This is a genomic window from Prolixibacteraceae bacterium (genome assembly GCA_019720755.1).
Classification (GTDB): Bacteria; Bacteroidota; Bacteroidia; order Bacteroidales; family Prolixibacteraceae; genus Halosquirtibacter; species Halosquirtibacter laminarini.
This window is the reverse complement of sequence record CP081303.1, coordinates 447,773-469,274: the sequence shown is the minus strand read 5'-3', so window position 1 is coordinate 469,274 and position 21,502 is coordinate 447,773. Positions and strand designations below refer to the sequence as shown.

Genomic DNA, 21,502 nt, shown 5'->3' with positions numbered 1-21,502 from the left:
CCAATAGAATCATAACGATTAGAGTGGTCTAGTTAAGAATGTTTTTAGTTTTAAAATATCTTCTACTTTTACAAACGAAATGAAACATCTCTTTCCTAGACCATTTATTTTTGTTTTCATCCCAACAATCCTTAATGTATCATTTAAAAGGAACATCTCTTTTTTCATACCACAATAATATTTTAAAATAATTTTCACTGGCAAATTATTTTGGTTCATCCACATTTTGCGTATATATCTTGATGCATTGCTTTTATTTTTAACATAAAAAAATCTAAGTCACGATAGCCATATGCTTGTCTTTTTAAGGTTTTAATCTTGTTATTTATTCCTTCTAAAGGCCCCGTGGAGATATTGCACTTATACCAATTTAGAATTCCTGTTTTGTGTTTGGTCAATAGTTCTACCATTTTCTTAAGCTGAGGGATTTCAGTCTCATTTGCCTCTTCTATCCATTGTTTAAGTAATTTTGAAGCGTCTCTAATATTATCTTGATTCCATAATTCCCTCAATTCTTCTTTCAAATAATATGCGTAAAACAAGGTGGTATTCGTTTCTAATACTTTTTCAAGTCTTGAGTCTTCCCCTTTCTGAAGGTTGAGATTCTCTGGGTTCTTTAACAATAGCCAACGACTTCCTTTTAAACTTTTCTTGATAACCTTATCCTTCTCTTTGTTGTAAAGATCTCTTCTAATTTTACTTATAGTCTCATTTAGTTTCTTTATTATATGGAAATGGTCAAATACCATAGTAGCTTTAGGTGCATTGGTCTTTACTGAAAGGATATAGGCAGCTGACATATCAATAGCAACAGATTCTATTTGGACTTTATTGATCTTTATTCGTTTCCAAAATGGAACCAATGATTCGGAACCTTTACCTTTCCCTACATGCAAAACGACTCCTTTATCTAAGTCATATACACAAGTCATGTATACATGTCCCTTCCTCACTGCGAATTCATCGATAGCAATATGTTTCACCCCCTTTAGCCCAGGAGAATGATATTTTGATTTTAAGTGAGACTTAATGATATCTTTTACAATATTCCAGTTAAGATCTAAAAGTCGACTGATTGATTGAATCGTCATATGAGAAGAGAGAAGTAAAACCATCTTCTCTAAAGATCGAATATAGGACTTCTGCTCTTTTGCAAACCTTAAATGTTCCTGACGTACGATCTTGCATTTCTTGCAATAAAGGCGTTGAACATCTATGATAATAACGCACTTCTTTTTGCCTATCATTGGCCCCTTGAAACTACGTTCAACAACTCCACAACAAATAACATGCATTCTTTTACAGCGACTACAACGTAGTTTGTCTTTTTTTGTTTTAACTTTAAGTTGGATGGTATCTCCAACATAGGATGTGGATAATAATTGCTGGTCTTGTAATCCTAAACAATGATATATACTACTGGTATTCATAGTCTATAGCGTTTTATATAAGAAATAACTATAGAATATGTTTACCAGTCTTTTTGTTCATATACGCAATTCATGGAAGAACCATTATTTTGAGACAAGCTCTCTATAAATATAATTTGTTAATGCTTTCGGATACCCTTCAGTTACTCTTCAATTACCCTTCAGTTACTCTCATAGTAATGTAACCCTATCCAATACGCAACCAAAGACTAACGAATCTAACTCTTAAACTCGATTTAATCCAAGTCGTTTTGGCTCATATCTTTTTTGAAATAGAATCCATAAAAGGAGGATCATAACAGTTCTTAAGAAGCCTTAGACTTCTTCTTTTTAGAATAGAGATGCTTTGTATACATTGCACAGGCAAGGAATAAAAGCTACCTTAATCCCAAATTATGAACGAGTTATAACCTAATTAAATGTTGAAATGAGATACAATTCAAATTGGTATTTGGTATAGATAGTAATCCGAAATATTGACTTCAAAAAAAAGTGTAATAACCTCCACTAACATGAAGAGATTATCACACTTTTTTGATATTACAACAGCAAGAACGAGACGTACTATATTTGGAAGTTATCTCTAGTCTCCTTGATCCATTCTTTCAATACATCGATATGCTTATTCTTAAGCTCTTTATAATTCTTATCGTAAGCAAGATTGGTCATCTCACCAGGATCGCTATCCATATCGAAGAACTGCTCTTTTAAATGTCCTTGCTCATATACGATATACTTATAACGAGAAGAGCGAACCATACGACCTTTTACTCCATAAGTAACTTTAGAAAGGCAGAACTCTGTCTCTGTAATCGTATACTCTCTATCAAAAGCAGTTCTATCTCCATTAGAAAGTTTAAATAATGGTTTTCCTTTCATATAGACAGGAGCTTTAACACCTGCAATCTCACACATCGTTGGAATAAGATCAATTCCTGTCGAAATAGGAAGATCATTATACTCAGTAATCTCAGTATGTCCTTTCCAGCTAATCATAAAAGGAACTCTCGCTGCTTCATCATAAAGAATTTGCTTCTGGTTCCACTTATGATGCGCATTGCCGTCACCATGGTCACTTGTGAAAATAATCACCGTGTCCTCTAACAGATCTTTCTCCTCTAATGCATCAAGAATCGGCTTTAAGTGAGCATCAACTTTTTCGACCAAACGATAGTAAGCCCAACGATACTGTCTCCATTTGCTTTCGCTCCAGTCATCAGTAGGATAAGTTCTTTTAGATAAAGAATGAACATATCTTATCACATCAGGTTCCAACTCTGGAATCTCAAAGTTATCTGGTAATTCAGGACACTGATCCCCTTTAGGAGGCACCCCAATTGCATCATTTCTCATCGCTTCTCCCCTAGCCCATTGACAAATATCATGTGGGTTTACAAAAGATGAAACAAGAAGAAAAGGTTTATCTCTTTCTTGACTTAAAAACTCAATAGAAGCTTCAGCCACATCAGGGTCTAAGTCATTTGCTCTAGCATGTTTAATAAAATCAAAACCATGAATATGTTTATCCTTAGGAGAAGCTGGTAGATGCCACTTACCTACATATCCAGTATCATATCCTGCTGTTTTCAGGATATTTCCCATATAAGGATACTCTGTAGTATTCCATTCCGCCTTAAGGTTATTAATCGGAACATTAATTTCATGTGGATACAATCCTGTAAACATACTACTTCTTGATGGTACACATAATGGCGTAGGACAATAAGCCTTCTTGAAGTTCATTGCATATTTCGCAATTCTATCCATTGAAGGAGTATGTAAGTCCTTATTTCCGAATGCTCTAATTGCTTCAGCACATTGCTGATCTGTCATTACAAAAAGAATGTTTGGACGAGATGACTTCGTTTTACTCCTATTCTTGAAAGGGATAGGAGCACCTTGTATTGTAGAAGCGACACCAACTGCAGATGCGGTAAGTGCCCCTTTCTTTATAAAATCTCTTCTCTTCATTTATTGCAAAATAAATATATTGGAAATATTGATTAAATGTAACTAATGAAATAATCCTTCGTATTGTGTAGGTGCTGCGCCAACATTTCATGAAGGGAAGCCTCAACCTCAGGTTTTTGCCCTGCGATATTAGTTAATTGATATGGATCATTAATATCATCATACAAGAAGATATGCTTTTTACTATGTTTATCATAAGCAACAACATAAGTATATTCATGGGTTTTAACCCCTCGACGTTTCTCTTTCTCTTCTTCAGGTTTATCGAAGAAATACATTGCGGATTTTGGTCTATCGAACTCCTCTCCTCTCAAAACAGCAGAATAATCCTTCCCTTCTATACCAGCCGGAATTTGATCTTTTAACCCTAAAAAGGATAAGAATGTTGGCATAATATCAGGAACACTCAAAAGTAGGTTATCTGTTCCTGGTGTAATTTTTCCTGGCCAACTAACGATAAAAGGGATCTCGAATGCCTCTTTGAACCAAACATTTTTATGCATCAATCCTTGACTACCTAACATCTCACCATGGTCAGAACAGAAGATAACGATCGTATTATCCTTTAATCCTTGTTTTTCAAGAACTTCCAACACACGACCTATTTGATCATCGACTCCCTCAACACAAGCAAAATAATCTTTAGCTTGACTAAGTTTTTTCTCCACTCCAGGATCTCCAAAACCAGTCTCTTTATAGAAAGGAGCTTGTGTCTTACGAACATTCGGACGATTAAGTACAGAATCAATAGTTAAATCTTTAAATCGTTCTTTATAACGATTTGGCACCTCAGTAAAAGGTGTGTGAGGTGGGTTAATCCCCCAACACATAAAAAACGGTTTATTGTCGTCACGGAAGTTCCCATCTTTATTTTCAAGATAGTCAATCAATACATCCGCTTCGTGTTCAGGTGACCATTGGTTCACGTCCGTTTTTTCATTCTCCTTAGCATCATTGATCCAGTAGTATGGATGATTATGTCGATTGTGAGTACCATAAGAATACCAAAACTCGAAGCCATGGCGATGAGGACCAGGAGGACAGTAAGAGTCCCAAATATTTGGCTCACCTGGTTTGGTTGGAGTTGGTCCATCTAAGTGCCACTTTCCGAGATAACCTGTTGCATAACCAGAATCTTTCATTACATCGGAAAAACATCTCTCATCTGGTTTCAAAAAGTTACCATATTTTGTTCGTCCCGAATGACAATTAGATTGAACGCCGTTACTTAGTGGGTATTTACCAGAGAACAACATACCACGAAATGGGCTACACAGTGGGTGATTACTCACTGCATCTGTAAAGTGTACACCATTTTTTGCCAACTTATCAATATTTGGAGTACGTACAGGGTCATTATTCAAAAATCCTAACGACTGTTTACGATATTGATCCGGAAATATAAATAATACATTTGGCCTCTCCTTCTCCTCATGCTTAGAACAACTGCTTAGCAAGTTGCTAGAAATAATTCCAGCACCTGCTGTAGCAACAGTTGCACTCTTTACAAAGCTTCTTCGAGATATGTTTTTTCTCATATTAACTAATTCTTTTTCAACTTCACCTCATTTGTAAGACCATCCTTACAAATAAAGATCAACTGTGTTTTACCATTATTTAGACTATGCATGGTACAACCTTCTCCTCCCTCTAAAGTCCAATCGCCTTCAAGTGTGATCTTTATTTTAGACTCATTACTTTGATTTTCAAACCAATCACGAGAATAGACACTTCTTTCAACATAGTTGCCTTTTTCATCAAACTCCACATCACTTGGACCATTATAAAGATGAAGATCGGGGTCACATACACTTAGTTTTAACTCTTTTTTATAGCTCTTTGTCATCACCAAACAAGGCATATCTACTACCTTAATAAGGTCATCATCAATGTCTCTATTACGAACGAAGAATGCATATCCTTTCACTTTAGAAAGTCGATCCTCAACAATGTGTGCTTCTCTATCATTCTGCTGCACAAAGTAGGGATGGGTATCATCATAACGCATACGCTTCATAAAATGCTTCACATCCGACTTTTCTGGTTGCACAAGAACCACATATTCGTAAGATGAAGAAGTCGGAGCCACACCATGACTAATCACTGCAGTAGCAAAATCATTTTCTGTACGATATTTACTCGACTGATCTCTAGAGATCTGATGATTTCTTCCAACTTCTACTTGATATTTATAAGGGATATAGTACATATTCCCCACATTATCTTTGAGGTAAGTATCTTTACGCTCAGACACATCATTGTGCCATTCAAAAGGGAACTTATCAATCTCTTTTTTATTGAGCTCAATAGGCTCATCCTTCTTCTTTAAATAGGTCTGAAATAAAGTGGTCTCTGTAGGATACTGTGAGTTTTTCTGCTCAATATCAGAACCCAAACAGACAATCTTATCATCAAAAAAGAAGACCGATTTACGAGCTCTTAAAGATCCATCATACTTCGCATTTCCATGAAGTTTCATTGCCCATACACCATACATTGTATCTAAAGAAGCACCGCCACAGAAAGCCTCGTCAGACAGCAACATCTCCTCTGATTGACTAAACTTATCTACACTCTTTATATCTGCTTCTAAACTGTCAATAGGAAGATGAACAGAGGTCGTTCCAGGAATACGAGACCAATCCCATCCCCATTGCCTAAAACCTGAAGTAAAGTTACTTGGAGTATTTCCCTTATTGGATGCAATAATACTTAGGGAACCATAAGTCAAATATCTTCCATATATATTTGCATTTACACACTGTTCAGAAGACCATAAATAACGTGAATGACCTTGTGCTGTAACCAACCAATTACCTCTTCTATGAATACTTAAAGCCGAATAGTTTAAGGCCCAGTTTCCAACAGGGGGGGTCTCAGAAATTCCGCCATACTTCAATATATATTGTGCCTGTCTATCCGATCCGGCATCGTCGACTAAACGTAAAAACACGCCAGCCATCTCGGGATCTATATCATTATCTCCATTTGGTTCACCAGCCATAGCAAGATAACGATAATACTCAGTTGAAAGATTTCCAGTCCCTTTAGGGTGCCTTCCAGACAGAGATAAAGGCCAAACATATTTATTACAATACAGTCGCATCTTTAACAGAGATTGACGTAAATTCTCATGACTCTTCGGACTGATCGCAAAATCAGTTTTAGAAAGGATGAACACTAACCTACATGCATTTTTAAAACTTGAATCTGCATAATAAGGGTTATTATTTGCATGATGAAATACAGATCCATCAGGCTTAATTCCATCTAGTAGTCCTGTCGAATAAGATAAACCATTATTTAAAAAGCGGACAAAGCTCTTTATATATTGTACTTTTACAGCAGCATCTTCAATCAAAAGGATACTAGACAATCGACCCATGATAGTTGTGTTGAATGCTTCAATATCCACGCCACCTTTAATCGGTTCTGGAAATACATTTCCAAGGCCACTAAACCATGCAAGATCACGTTGTGCTTGATTTAATGAATGACTTGAGCGAAGTACCTCTTTCATCAAAAAATAGGACAAATAAAGATTCTTTGCACTCTCACCAAAATTGTGTAATGTCCCCATTCCACTTCCTTCACAGAAACCTTGATCCATCAGATGAGTTCGAAGATTCAAAAACATCGTTGCTAACTCTTTTTGGACACTCTTTGCATTATCTAAAGATTCTGCACTGGTGTATGCACAAGATATGCGATACATTAAAGTGACATAGGATTTGAGATCCATCTTATTACTTCGGAAATAGTATTGGGTATCTTTTAAGTGTTCCGAATACATTAAGGAGAAATCCGAAAATAACAAAGGACGTCCAATGAGGGACTTATCCTCATTCAGATGTATGTTATAAAAATCATAGTCTTTTCTCAAACGAGCCAATGAAGATGGGGTAACCAACGAAGGGGTATACACCATATTACGAAAACGAAGGTCAATGACTTTTAAATCGCTTAACTCTTTGCTAGTGACAGAATGCTTATTAATTGTTGGTTTTTGCAAAGCAGATCTCAAAAGAACTTGCCACGACTTAGTGCCATGATAGTTTACAAAAGGAACTTGGTAATCCCCTGTGGCTAAATGATGATCAATCATATCAGAAATAACCATATGGTCGAAATAGACCACTCCTTTTTGGTTTGAAGGGGCTACTATACGCATTTTATCCATACCTTCTACAGGAGTTCCCTTCATATCTCTATGATAGTTTACCCATACGGCGCGCCAACCCTTAAAGTTCATTCCCATATCAAACCAACAAGATTTATTGTCAGACTTGTAAAACTCAATTCTCATCTTACCAGTTCTATTTGGATGTGGGTTATAAACCCAACACACAAATGTTGACTCTAAATTTCCTTTCGATTTCAATGGAATATTTAAATGAGACACATCAATAGAGGCCCCAGGTAGAAATGTCCATTGCAAACTCGAAGTTCCATGTTTATAATGATACTTGGAGATACTCAAATTAGAGCCAGATGAAGTGATCCATGAATCATCTACCTTAGTTTCAAATGACAACAACTCATTATATGTAATCTCTCTTGCATAAGTAGCAGGGATACTTAGCAATAGAATACAGATAACGAGCAAAAAGTTTTGCCTTTTCATTGTGTGATGATCGTTTCTCATATTCGTTTTCCTATTTAAACAGTTGCAATTAAATTAAATTCTTATAAACGAAGGTACTACATTGTATCTTTCGATGTCCCAAATTAGTTGTAGACAACTCCTAAAATACAATATATCTAACTATTTTTATGACAAACTAACTAAAATCATCAGAGAATCGCCAATCTTGTTCAAAAAGGGACTGATAGAAGATGATGAATAATTCCAATACACTATTTCTTTCATTTTAATCATCACTTCAAATCCAGTAGATTATGATCTTGATTCTCTATTATTTTATATGAATCATTTAGCTGTATTTAAATTAAAATACAACACACACAAAAGACATACACAAAGCAAAAATGGGATATCTAACAACAGATACCCCACTTTTGTATTTAATCTTATGTTATAACATAGAATTATCTTACTTCTCAAGTTCTCTCTTTCGAACAAGAGCTTCAAGGAAATAGTAATCTGCATAGTTAAGAGGTACATCAATCTCAGCACCATGAGGAATACTACCTACAGAGTGCATCAACAAGAAGTTGTTGTTCTCTCCTAGTTTTGCACGATACTTATCAGAAGAAAGACTCTCAACCATTTTATCTGCTGCTGCTCTTAATTTCACCTGAGCATCTCCTTTATTGTATGTTGACAATTCATATAGTCCTGATGCAATAACAGCTGCTGCTGAAGCATCTCTATATGTGTTTGGAATATCCGTACAATCAAAATCCCAATAAGGAATCAAATCTTTAGGAAGTCGAGGATGTGACAATACGAAGTTTGCTACTGCATTCGCTTGATCTAAATATCTTGGATCTTTAGTCTCTCTATAACATACAGTATAACCATATAGAGCCCATGCTTGACCTCTTGCCCATGCTGACTCATCAGCAAAACCTTGCGCAGTAACTCGACTTCTAACTTGACCAGTAATGCTATCATAATCTACTACGTGATATGAACTATAATCTGGTCTAAAATGATGATCAAGAGTCGTGTTTGCATGCTTGATCGCAATATCACGGAATGTATTATCTCCACTAATTTTTGAAGCTTCAAACATTAGTTCCAAGTTCATCATATTATCAATAATAACTGGACATTGCCATCCTCTTTTAGCTTGCCATCCTCTATTCACATCCCAAGATTGAATACAACCTACTTTAGGACGAAAACGAGTACTTAAGGACTTTGCAGCATTGATAATAATAGACTTATATTCTGGATTGTCAGTTAGACGATATCCATTTCCAAAACTACAGTAGATCATAAAACCAACATCATGATGATCTTTGTTATACTGAACCGCTTCGATTGTTTTATTCACTTTCATCGCACGGTTTTCCCAAACCTTATCTCCAGTCAGTTCATATAGGTACCATAGAGAACCAGGGAAAAAACCACTTGTCCATAGCATAGGCTTATTATAACGAGTCTCACCATTAGGTAAAATAGTTCTTGGGTTAAGAATCACATTCAAACTATCCATCTTTTTGAACTCTAGACCAATCTGTTTTGTTGCAAAATCAACATTATCAGAAATAAGATCACATTTCTTTTTTGGTGTACTACAGCCTACGAGTGATAGAAGTACAACTGCACAAATGCACAAATTCTTCATCATCATTTTTATAATTTAGTTGTTTGTTAATAAATTCACTTTTTATTACTCTATATAGAAAGAGAAGTTCTATATCTTCTCATCTCTAGATTCAAAGATATAGCAACTCTTATCACTTTAGGAATACGAAAGAAAAATGGTACTAAATAGGAAGCTATTTGAACATTAATATCCTTATATATTGAACATTACACACCAATAACCCATAAAATAAAGAGAAGATCAAAGGAGAGACTACTGAATATACATCTTATTTGTGAACAATATTACCCATCCTTGAACATAGAAAATAGCGAATGACGATTCTTGATCAAAAAAGAAGAGAAGATTTCATCTGTTACAAACAATGCTAATATTGTACATGTACAATATTAGACAAATTGATTATATCCTTATTATCAACACTTTGCACTCACACAATCACATTGGGACATCACATTTTATTTAGTAATAGACTTTTGGCAATATATTTATGATTGACTACAAAAAAATCATGAAACACTAAATCTATTAGGATGAGAAAAGCACTACTTTTACTTCTGTTTATATTTGCCTACAACACTTTATTTTCAGCTACATATCGTATGAATATCGATTATTTAGGTACTGAAACGAAGAAAGATCTTTCATATTGGTCCGCTGAAAATGGTGGAAAAATAAGGTTAGATAAATCTAGATATAAACTAGGTTTTCGATCATTGAAATGGGAATATAATTCACATGAAGGTAAATTAGTCTACAATAATCCTGCATTGATTACTCAGGCTCTAAATAGATATAAGGGAGGCTTTATGACTTGGATATACAACGATAAAACAGTAAATGATTCTATTAAAATCGAGTTTTCAAAAGACAACAAGGAAAAACTTCACTTCTACTATCACCTTAATTTCACAGGATGGAGAGCATGTTGGATACGTTTCAAAGAAGATATGAAAGGTGATAAATCATGTAAAAGTATCGACAAAATGGTGATACATGCTCCTAAATCTAGAAACAAAGGTACATTATGGTTTGACCGAATGGCATTCCCTAAACGAAGAATACATGATAGATGTACTCCTGACATGCAACTTCCTTGGATAAATCCATTGATGAATGAAAACCATTGGGCTGCACTATACTATTGGGAAAGCCATTACACTTGTGATCTTGTCCAACCAATAGAATTGGACAAACAGCAAGACGCTAGCCTCAATACAATATACAAAAGAACCAAAGCAATTTGTAAAGGGCCAGAACCATCTCTTAAAGAGATCAAATGGGCAGATGAGCAAATGAAACAGTGGAATATACGTCGTCTAAAAAATTCTATTACTGGGGTTCCATTTGTATCATTTGATGAATCATCTCCAAGTGAAATCATTCTAAACAATGCAGGTAAGGTACTATACATATATGCCAATGACTATTACTATAATAAAGAAATCTCTAGTGCAAAACAATTCAGACTTCTTTTAGATCACTTAATGGAACAAGGGTTAGCATACGGTAGTGGCATCGGAACGAATCATCACTATGGCTATCAATTCACCTTATATCCTAAATCTATCTTCTTGATGAATGATTACCTAATTGAAACAGGGAGTAAAGAGGAGGTGGAAAAGATGTTGTGCTATTGGACAGGATTACAGGAAATGAGAATCCTTCCAAAAATAGGTACTCTTCAAGGTGTGGTAGATAGTTGGAACACAACCATCATGCCTAAGATTATAGCGGCAAGCACTATCAGTGATAAAAAAGAGAGATATGTAGCCTATCAAATGATTCAAAGATGGGTCGACCAATCTTTAAAACTCGTCCCTGGAACGATGGGTGGTATAAAAGAAGACGGGACAGTTTTTCATCACGGAGCAAATTATCCTGCATATACTATCGGAGGAATGGATGGTATTAAAGAGTATGTTCGAATGATGAAAGACACAGAGTTCCAAATCAATAAAAACTCTCGAAAGAATATCGGATTGGTATTAAAAAATCTGTTTCATTCAACCAATAAAAGTTATTGGAGTTTGGGTATTAGTGGACGACATCCTTTAGGAGGAAAAATAAACAAAGGTACAATTCAACTATACGGAGAGATATCTGTTTTGGGAAATCCGATGGATAATAAAGAACAAATATGGAACGAAATAGCAGGGATGTATATCGATCTAGGAGGTAATGATTCTAATATTAACAAACAGTTGGACCAAGCAAAAATAGACTCTTATAGTTATCCGGAAAACTGTTTTTACTCCTATAACTATAACGCTCTAGCTACGGTAAATCATAAAAATTGGCAAGCAACCATTAAAGGATATAATCAAGATGTATGGTGCTCCGAGATATATGTCAAAGATAACAGGTATGGGAGATATCAGAGCTACGGGAGCTTAATGATTATGTCGAATGGATTGCAAGGAAGTGGATATGTTCAGAAAGGTTGGGATTGGAATAGAGTCCCTGGTACAACAACTATTCATCTACCATTAGATAAACTCGAGAGTTTTAGAAAGGGAGTTTTAATGGAAAAATCCAACGAATCGTTCTCTGGATCCGCAAATTTAGATCATCAAGTAGGTCTCTTTGCAACAATAATACAAGAAAAAGATCATCCCAATTTCACCCCATCATTTAGAGCAATGAAAAGCGTATTCTATTTTGATGAAATATTAGTCTGTCTTGGCAACAACATACAAAACGATAATAAAGATTACCCTACAGAAACTACTATCTTCCAAACTCATACTGATAAAAAAGATGGAGTTAATGAATACGGAAATCTAAACAGTAGAACAGTAACAGAGACACAATGGATGATGGATCCTCTTAGCAATGGATATATTTTCCCTCAAAACACAGAGCTACAGTTCGAAAATAAGATCCAAAAGTCAAAACACAACAAGACAAAAAAAGAGACTTCAAATAGGTTTAGTTCTCTGGTCATCAATCATGGTTATGCTCCCAAAGGTCAGAAGTATGAGTATATTATTGTTCCACAAACAAAAAAAGCGGATATTAAAGAGCTTTCAAGTAAAATCGAAAAAGGGCAAAAGCCTTATGAAGTAATGCGAAATGATAGCAACTGTACTTCAATCTCTATTCCTCAAAAGAACGTAAGAATGTATGCATTCTTTCATGGAACCTCGAGTAAAGACGACCTTCTATCCTCTGTCTCAGAATCATGTTTTGTTATTATTAGAGAGGACCCACTTAGCAAGGAAGTTGTTATTACCGATCCATCATTGCATATCCATGATAAAAAAATGATCACCTCTAAAAAGTCACAAAAAAAGATCATAAAGATAGCCTTAAAGGGATATTGGAATATTAATACTGAAAACAAGGATCTGATCCACCATATTCAACATAATAACTCGAACACTTACTTCGAAGTTACCTGTTGGAAAGGGCGTTTGAACAAGATAAAAATAACCAATAAATAAAACAATCAATGAAGTCAATCACTATATGTCTAATCATTATACTTTTGCCTCTCATAACCCTAGCTAATTATATTGGACTAGAGACAAATATACCTTCGAACTGGACTACGAATACTGGCACAGGTCTTGCGTTAAGTAATAGACACTTTAAACTAGGGAATCAGTCTGTAGAGTGGACATGGAATAATGGAGACCAAATATTAATATCAAATCCACAGAATATCAATACAGCCTTGAATGCATACAAGGGAGGATTGATGATGTGGATATACAATGAAGTTCCTGTCGATGACGAAATAATTGTAGAGTTTGGAAAAGGAACCTCTGTCTCTTTCTGGTTTAACTACAACATTAATTTTAAAGGATGGAGAGCTTGTTGGATACGATTTGACCAAGACATGAAAGGAGATAAGTCTGCGACATCTCTTGATTATATGAGGATCAAAGCCCCTACGAACGTGGCAAATGGGAAATTGTATTTTGATAGAATGATGTTTCCAAGTACTCGAATTAATGATAGAGTAACACCTGATGCACAACTGCCATATATAAACCCAGATATGAATAATAACCACTGGGGTGCATTATATTATTGGGAAAACAGTACTAGTTCTACTTTACCGAAGAAAGAGTCTCTCTCAGCAGAGGATGTAAATCAACTAGAGACATTTACTCAAAATATATACAATAGCCTTTCCAAATATATTTCAGACAAAACGATACAGCAATCAATTGATTTCTACAACTCCCTAAATATACAGAGAGTAGATGGTCAGATAATTGGAAACCCATATGTTTCAAATGATGAGGCAGATCTAGATAAAAATGATAATGATGCTAAGATGAAAGATATCAATAAGCATCTTTACAATATCGCGAAAGGAGCTAAAAGAAATAATAGCGAATCTCTTTTAGAGAAATATATCAATATGATGGATTGGGCAATTGACCAAGGATTCGATTATAATAGTGGCATGGGAACAAACCATCACTATGGTTATAACTTTGATGGCTTTTGCGAATCTATTCTATTACTAAAAGATGAACTTCAAGACAAAGGATTGCTAGAAAAGTATGCCAAAGCAGGAACATATTGGTCTGGAATACAAGAGTATAAACAAACACCAATAAATGATGAATTTCAAGGGGTAGTGGATAGCTGGAATACAGTCACAACTCCTAGACTTATTAGTATCGCAATAAAACCCAATACGGTAGATAAATACCAAAACCTAATGGAGATGAAGAGGTGGATGGATGAGTCTCTAAAATACTCAAATGGTACTATTGGTGGAATAAAAGTGGATGGTTCAGTATATCATCACGGAGTACTATACCCTGCATATGCTGTTGGTGGTTTTAATGGTCTTTCCAACTACTTGAAACTTACACAAAACACTGTATTTACACTTGCTAAATCTTCAAGAGTTCATCTTTGGGAAGGTCTAAAAGCGATGATAAGATACACACAAAAAAGACATTGGGGACTAGGTATATCAGGTAGACACCCACTTGAAGATGGAGGTAAAATATCTAGTGGAACTATTCGCTGCATGGGATACCTCGCACTTACACCTGATCCAAAAACCGACGCGAATATATGGGAAGAAGTGGCATCTCAATACCTACGCTATGAGACCGGTACTACAGATATTAAAACACGCATCACGAATGCAGGCATTACTAAAGGAGAAGCTTATACAGGGGCATATACCTACAATTATTCTGCATTCGGAATCTATAGACAAAAAGATTGGTTGGTCTCAATCAAAGGGTATAACTACTATACTTGGGGGTCAGAAATATATGAAACAGATAACCGTTATGGTAGATATCAAAGTTATGGTACGGTACAAGTTTTAACTGGAGAAAACGCGACAAACGAGAATAATGGATTCCAAGAGAATGGTTGGGATTGGAACAGAGCTCCAGGGGCCACATCGATACACTTGCCATGGGATCTACTAGATTCACCACAAGACGGAGATCATATGGGATCTGGATCACACTCTCAAAGAGGTCAAGTGAAATTTACTGGATACGGCAATCTAGATAATAAATATGGACTTTTTGGAATGTTATTAAGAGAGGATGACTTCTACAACTCGACCCCAACACATCGCGCTAATAAATCTGTTTTTGCATTCGATAAGTACATCATTTGCAATGGGACAAATATATCAAACGATAACGCAACATATAGGACCGAAACCACCCTCTTTCAATATAAAATAAATAAATCTGCAGCCTCTATAATAGTAGATGGAGTAGAAATTACCTCTTTCCCGTATTCACAAGATTTCAACGATGATAATGCCCATTGGATAATCGATCCAAATGGTAATGGTTATTGGATAAATGGAGGACAGAAGGTTGAAATAAGAAAACAACATCAGACTTCAAAATCCAATAACCATAAGAATGATACGGAAGGTGATTTTGCGGTTGCTGTGATTAATCATGGGGTTGCACCAGCAAATGAATATTATAGATACATGATTGTTCCTAATACGACCATTGCTGAGATGCAAGAGCTTGCAAATACGATTAACGGAACAAATAAGATTTTTCAAATAGAAAAAGAGACAGAAAAATATCACGTATTTAAAGCCAAAGAAGGAAGTATTAAAGGATATTGCTTTTTTGACGTTTCAGATATCGACGACAACCTCATCTCTTCAGTTAACAACCAGTGTCTAATAATCACAGAGAGAAAATCAGACAATTCTATTAAAATCAGTTTAACAGATCCTGACTTAAAGATAGATGGGACATTCCCTCTCACTGCAGAACCTAGTCAAGTTAGTAATACGCAACTAACATTAAATGGCTCATACTCTCTAATAGGTGAATCACCAAATGTGAATATTGTATCGAAGAATCAATATACTACCGTACTAAATATTGCAGCCATTCATGGCAAGAGAACCCAATTCTCTGTTAGAAAGAGTGAAAGCAAAGTACTAATTAGTGAGAGTTTTGAAACTCCTGCTTCTGCATCTACTTATACAATAGATGGTGCTTATGATCTATCCAAAAACGAGTATTTTGGTAGATATAAGCTTTCATCAATCGATAAATATTATACTAGTAGCAAATATATTTCAACCATAGATCAAGATTATTTTATAGCAGGAGAGATAATACAAACAACAACCAATGAAGCTACATCAATAAATTTTGCTCCTGTTACTAAAACCGTTCCTATTCAAGCAATACATTGCTCCTTTTTATTAGGAACTTTAGTAAATCCAGCAAATAAATTTGAATCTCTAGACTTCGTCCGTTTAGAGTACCAAGACATAGATGGTATTTATAAACCCATAGGACAGATGGTAGGATCTGTTTACTCAAAAGATGGTGCAACAACGAACCCTAGCTATGGTAAATTAGGGACAGATACAGATTCTAATAATGATATTGATGGTGTAGAAACTACCGAATATTCGGAGAATGGAACTCTAAAGTTATTCGAATTCGAAAAAAATAATATTGATATCTCTACTCTGAAATTTCGTATTAAAATCAAGACAGATAAAAAGTATGAAGCAATTTACATCGATAAAGTAGTCGTGTACGAAATGAAGGAGGCTATCAATACAGAATCATTTAGTCAATCATCGAATAAGGTAAATGTAGACTTTTCTGTATCAGAGACAGGAACACTTCATTATGTCATTTCTAAAAATAAGATAGATAATATTAGTAGTAGAGAGATTCTTCTAGGTTCTAATTATGAGTTTAAGAGCCATTTTGAAGTACAAGAAGGCACCTCTTACTCCATCACAGAAACACTCAATAGTGATGAAAAGAGATATATCTATATGTTTATCGAAGATAGTGAGGAACATCGCTCAAAAGTACACTCTATTGATGCCCAGAGTACAGATATAAATGATATTTCTAGTGCTCAAATTAAGGCATATGTATCAAACAATTTGATATGTATAGAGGGATTAGAAAATACTGAAACTTATTCTGTAGAGATATTTGATTTGTTAGGAAAGAAACAAACAAACAAGATCATATCACACCAAAGCAATGCATTTATTAATATCAATGATCAAAATAAAACCTTCATTATTCTTAGGGTTACCAATAAGAACGAAAAGATCTCATTCAAACTAAGAATACAATAAAAAAACATATACCCACGAAAGCTGCCTTATAGTATAAGGTGGCTTTCGTGAATATATTAGAAAAATATTTCTAGACGTAGATTTACTGCAATGGTATAAACAGATACTACCCTAATCCTAAAAACATTTGCATATAAATATTTATAACGTCAATGACTAATCTTATGTTATAGAAGACGAATACTTCTCCGTGCTATATCAGAAAGTGCTCGCTTATTCTTAGATGTGTGAAATTATAAAAAGACCGTTCATTCAAATCGATTTAAAGTAAGAGTTTAATTCATTTGAATACCAATATGTAAAACAGAAGAAGTTTATTAATGGTGATATAAACTGCCTCTTAAAAAGTAGAAAGAGTAATTAGAAGATCTCCATATATAAGACTAAATATAGGTTTTAATAGTCCTTACTTTAGTAATAAATAAAAAGGCATTCTTGACATGAAGAACACCTTTTAAAAATATTTTTTTAGATATACACTACTTTGCACATTCAGTACATGTACCCCATTCTGTAGTACAAATATCTTTCACAATAATGCCTTTGTAGTAATTTATCTCATCATTTGTCCATGTTTGACCATTATCTCTTTCTAAACGGCTTGGAATCTCACTTGGTAAAGCTTTCTCCCATTTGACGTGTACAATGATAGGCTTACTACCTCCATTACCATCTACATTCTCATTAACGAAAAGAGAAATTCCCTCACATCCCATACCTCCAGTAAAAACGAACTCCGCAAAATAGGAGTTTAGAGGCAAATTAATATCTTTCAAGAAATACTTAAATTTCTTGCCAACATATTGCTCTTTTCGGTCATCGAAATTAGTTTTAATATATTGTAACGTATCGCCAGCAAAAACTTCAATGGGAGTATACCCTTTATTGCTACGCAATAAACTACATGATGAGATCATGATAATTGAACTAATTATACAGACAAATGCAAAAATCCTCATGGTGGTTTCGACTATTTTGATATTCTAAGATCATTTTTTTGAACACTACAACAACTCATGGAATAGAATACTAAAACCGATTCTAGTCTTACATCAGCTCTCTTGCAGTAACATTTACGAAAGAATAAAAAAAATAGTTATGATGCAAAATATATATCAACTTTAATCATATATATGTTCAATTAATTACCTCTGATTAACAAAATTGACTGAAATCATGTTTTAAAACAAAAAAACACATCAAAATCAAAAAGGCCAGAGGCTCAAACGATCATACGATAGCATAGAGTCAAACTATATTTTCAAGGAATACAACAAACCATATTATTAACATAAGACAACAATTACTATAATCTAACCATCTAGTATAGAATTTTAATCTACATGTATCAATAAATTTAAGATGAAAAAATCTTAATTAATTGCTTTCGTTGAATTTACAATTAAACTATATTTGTAAAAAAAAAATTGGGAAGAATATTAGCTATAGATTATGGTCGAAAAAGAGTTGGAATAGCTGTTACTGACTCTATGCAAATTATTGCAAATAAACTCACAACAGTACCGACTCATGAAATTATGAAATTTCTTGAGGAGTATTTTAAACAAGAAGATGTAGAGCAAGTAGTTATAGGTTACCCACTTCAAAATAATGGTCAACCATCTCAATCTATTGAATACATCAACCCTTTCATTAAAAACTTCTTAAAGAAGTTTCCAGAGATGCCCATCGAACAACACGATGAACGTTTTACATCAAATCTTGCATTTCGTGCAATGATCGACGCAGGACTGAAGAAGAAACAACGACAAAATAAGGCAACTATTGATGCGGTAAGTGCCACAATTATTCTTCAATCCTATATGGAATCAAAAAAACAGTTTTAATATTATGATATTACCTATTACACTTTACGGGGACCCTGTACTAAGAAAAGTTACACCAGAGATCGATAAAGACTATCCAAATCTAAATGAGCTTATCGAAAACATGTTTGAAACAATGTACAATGCTGAAGGAGTAGGCCTTGCAGCTCCCCAAGTAGGTTTGAATATTCGTCTTTTTGTTGCAGATGCAACAATATTAGCAGATGAAGATCCACAACTTAAAGACTTCAAAAAGGCATTGATTAATCCACAAATAATCGAAAGGACCGGGGTAGAAGAGTCTATGGAAGAGGGATGTCTAAGTGTTCCTGGAATACGTGAAGATGTTTCAAGACCAACGAAGATTCGTATCCAATATTACGATACAGACTGGAACTTCTACGACGAGACATACGAAGGATTTGCAGCTCGTGTAATTCAACACGAATATGATCATTTAGACGGAATACTTTTTGTTGACCACTGTTCAACATTGCGTAAGAGATTCCTTAAGGGAAAATTAACCAATATTGCAAAAGGTAAAATTCGTGCACCATACCAGGTACGTCCTCCTAGAAAGTAGTATAGACAAACAAAGAAGTAAAAAGGCCGTTTTATATCATTTAAGAATGGCCTTTTTAAAAACATTATTCTTTAAAACAGATTATCTATAACATCAGAACGATAAATCTTACCTATCGGTATTTTAGTTGTCCCAATCTCTAATTGGTTTCCATATAGTGATTTGACCTTATCTTTATTTACTACGAATGACTTATGTACACGAATAAAAAGGCGAGAAGGTAGAACCTCTAAGATCTTCTTAAATGACATGAGTGTACTGATATTAGCATCAGTAGTATGAACAATTAAATACTCTCTAGATCCCTCGATAAAAAGGATATCGTCAAATAAGAGTCGATACAAACGATGTTCACTTTTTATCATCAAAAACTTATCATCACTTGAGGTATTAGAATCGGCAGAAACCACATCACTTACCTCAACATTACTACTCCTTAATAAGGAGATCTGTTCTTGTGCTTTTAATACAGCCTTTAGAAATCTCTCAAAAGAAACAGGTTTCAGAAGATAATCTATAATATTCAATTCATAGCCCTCAATAGCATACTGCGGATAGGCAGTAATAAAGATAATCTGAGGCCTATAATTCAATGATTTTATAAACTCAATACCTGTTAAAGTTGGCATTTGAATATCTAAGAAAACAATATCTACTTGCTCCTTTTGCACAAATATCAATGCCTCCTGCGCATCCTTAAAAGTTCCTTTTAACTCTAAGCTCGGAACCTTCTCCAAATACCCCTCTAAAAGAAGTCTTGAGAGCTGTTCATCATCTACTATTATACAACTAGTGGTCTCCATACAACATCAATACAATTTTTATATCTACAATATAAACATCTTTTTGATGGTCAATGTTTACTAGACACCTCTCTCCATACAAAGTGTTTAATCTTTCAAGTACATTATTTACCCCAATTCCTCCTACTGCGTCGGTCTTTTTCATCACCTTACCAATAGAGTTAATACATCTAAAATGTATCCTCTCGGAAGATGCAGAAAGCTCTATATCAACAAATCCACTAATAGAATCCTCAAAATTACTATGCTTAAAGCTATTCTCAACAAACGGGATCAATAGCATTGGTGCCACTCCTACATCATCCGTAATCTCATGCATAAATCGAATATTGTCTAATGAATCATCTTTAAGTTTTATCAACTTTATATAATGTTCTATGTAACCAATTTCTTGTGAAATACTAACATAATTTGAATCACAATCATAAATAACATACCTTAAAAGAGAGGATAGATCTAGAATACTTTGTGAAGTCTTCTCCGATTTTACGACAGAAAGAGTATAGATATTATTGAGTGCATTAAATAAAAAATGTGGATTTATCTGTGTCTTTAATAATTGGTATTGGGATCTCTTCAATTGGCTATTTAGTTCCATCTCATTTTTCTCATCCATAAGTCGAACCTCATAGAGATAAAACATCGAACTAAAAAACAGAATAGCCAAGCACGATAAAACATTAGAGAATATAAAAGGCGTCTCTTTTATAAATCCTCCTTTTATATCTAAATTAAAACTGTCAAAAAAAGTAGAAAAAGAGATAAAGACAGATCGATGATAGGTCACTGAAATCAGCAATACCAACAATATAAGCAGTAAGTTTGCGAACAGATAGATCCAGATCTTTTTCCTATTGAAAAAACGTGGCAATAAGCAGGAGTAATTTGTATAAAAAAGAGGGATCTGTAGAAATAGAGGCACCATACTAAACCATGGCAATTGAACTCGATCGCTAAATCCCAATATAAAAAGATAGATCATCAACAGATACAAACACCAAAAAAGCACATGCCACCCTACTTTTTTATGTTTGAATAATTTATCAAACAAGACTCTATTCATAA

At 34.5% G+C, this 21,502-nt stretch carries 13 protein-coding genes; 4 read left to right on the top strand and 9 right to left on the bottom strand.

Annotated features, from left to right (window positions below):
- Window positions 1–18: 18 nt before the first annotated feature.
- The 6 genes from K4L44_01870 to K4L44_01845 form a co-directional block, all read right to left on the bottom strand.
- Window positions 19–219 carry a hypothetical protein gene (locus K4L44_01870; GenBank protein ID QZE14643.1) on the bottom strand — a complete coding sequence of 67 codons (201 nt, stop codon included), beginning with the start codon at window positions 217–219 and terminating at the stop codon, window positions 19–21.
- Entirely contained in the window at window positions 216–1,430 is a 1,215-nt protein-coding gene (locus K4L44_01865; protein QZE14642.1) for an ISL3 family transposase, read from the bottom strand. The genes K4L44_01870 and K4L44_01865 overlap by 4 nt, the downstream gene beginning before the upstream one ends.
- 564 nt (window positions 1,431–1,994) lie before the next feature.
- Window positions 1,995–3,401: a sulfatase-like hydrolase/transferase gene (locus tag K4L44_01860; GenBank protein QZE14641.1), complete on the bottom strand. Its 1,407-nt coding sequence runs from the start codon at window positions 3,399–3,401 to the stop codon at window positions 1,995–1,997.
- Between the two features lie 32 nt (window positions 3,402–3,433).
- On the bottom strand, window positions 3,434–4,939 hold the full coding sequence (locus K4L44_01855; GenBank protein ID QZE14640.1) for a sulfatase: 1,506 nt from the start codon (window positions 4,937–4,939) through the stop codon (window positions 3,434–3,436).
- Between the two features lie 5 nt (window positions 4,940–4,944).
- Entirely contained in the window at window positions 4,945–8,046 is a 3,102-nt protein-coding gene (locus K4L44_01850) for a hypothetical protein (GenBank protein ID QZE14639.1), read from the bottom strand.
- Window positions 8,047–8,455: 409 nt separating this feature from the next.
- On the bottom strand, window positions 8,456–9,664 hold the full coding sequence (locus K4L44_01845) for a glycoside hydrolase family 88 protein (protein QZE14638.1): 1,209 nt from the start codon (window positions 9,662–9,664) through the stop codon (window positions 8,456–8,458).
- A gap of 509 nt (window positions 9,665–10,173) precedes the next feature.
- Between K4L44_01845 and K4L44_01840 the strand changes: the two genes are divergently transcribed.
- Together K4L44_01840 and K4L44_01835 are read left to right on the top strand one after the other, a co-directional pair.
- Entirely contained in the window at window positions 10,174–13,086 is a 2,913-nt protein-coding gene (locus tag K4L44_01840; protein ID QZE14637.1) for a hypothetical protein, read from the top strand.
- 8 nt (window positions 13,087–13,094) lie between these two features.
- Window positions 13,095–17,225 (top strand): hypothetical protein, encoded by a 4,131-nt coding sequence (locus K4L44_01835; protein QZE14636.1) that lies wholly within the window; start codon window positions 13,095–13,097, stop codon window positions 17,223–17,225.
- Window positions 17,226–17,704: 479 nt separating this feature from the next.
- Here K4L44_01835 and K4L44_01830 read toward each other — a convergent pair whose 3' ends face one another.
- The gene (locus K4L44_01830) at window positions 17,705–18,184 is read right to left on the bottom strand and encodes a hypothetical protein (GenBank protein ID QZE14635.1); all 480 of its coding nucleotides are present in this window, start codon (window positions 18,182–18,184) and stop codon (window positions 17,705–17,707) included.
- A 468-nt stretch (window positions 18,185–18,652) separates the two neighbouring features.
- On the opposite strand from K4L44_01830, the gene ruvX reads away from it, so the two are divergent.
- Window positions 18,653–19,072, top strand: a complete 420-nt coding sequence (gene ruvX, locus K4L44_01825) for a Holliday junction resolvase RuvX (protein QZE14634.1) — start codon at window positions 18,653–18,655, stop codon at window positions 19,070–19,072.
- Window positions 19,073–19,076: 4 nt separating this feature from the next.
- A complete protein-coding gene (gene def / locus K4L44_01820; protein QZE14633.1) occupies window positions 19,077–19,634 on the top strand; it encodes a peptide deformylase in 558 nt (185 codons plus the stop codon).
- Window positions 19,635–19,705: 71 nt separating this feature from the next.
- On the opposite strand, the gene K4L44_01815 is transcribed toward def, so the two are convergent.
- Window positions 19,706–20,437, bottom strand: a complete 732-nt coding sequence (locus tag K4L44_01815) for a LytTR family DNA-binding domain-containing protein (GenBank protein ID QZE14632.1) — start codon at window positions 20,435–20,437, stop codon at window positions 19,706–19,708.
- On the bottom strand, window positions 20,424–21,500 hold the full coding sequence (locus K4L44_01810) for a sensor histidine kinase (GenBank protein QZE14631.1): 1,077 nt from the start codon (window positions 21,498–21,500) through the stop codon (window positions 20,424–20,426). The genes K4L44_01815 and K4L44_01810 overlap by 14 nt, the downstream gene beginning before the upstream one ends.
- Window positions 21,501–21,502: the final 2 nt, after the last annotated feature.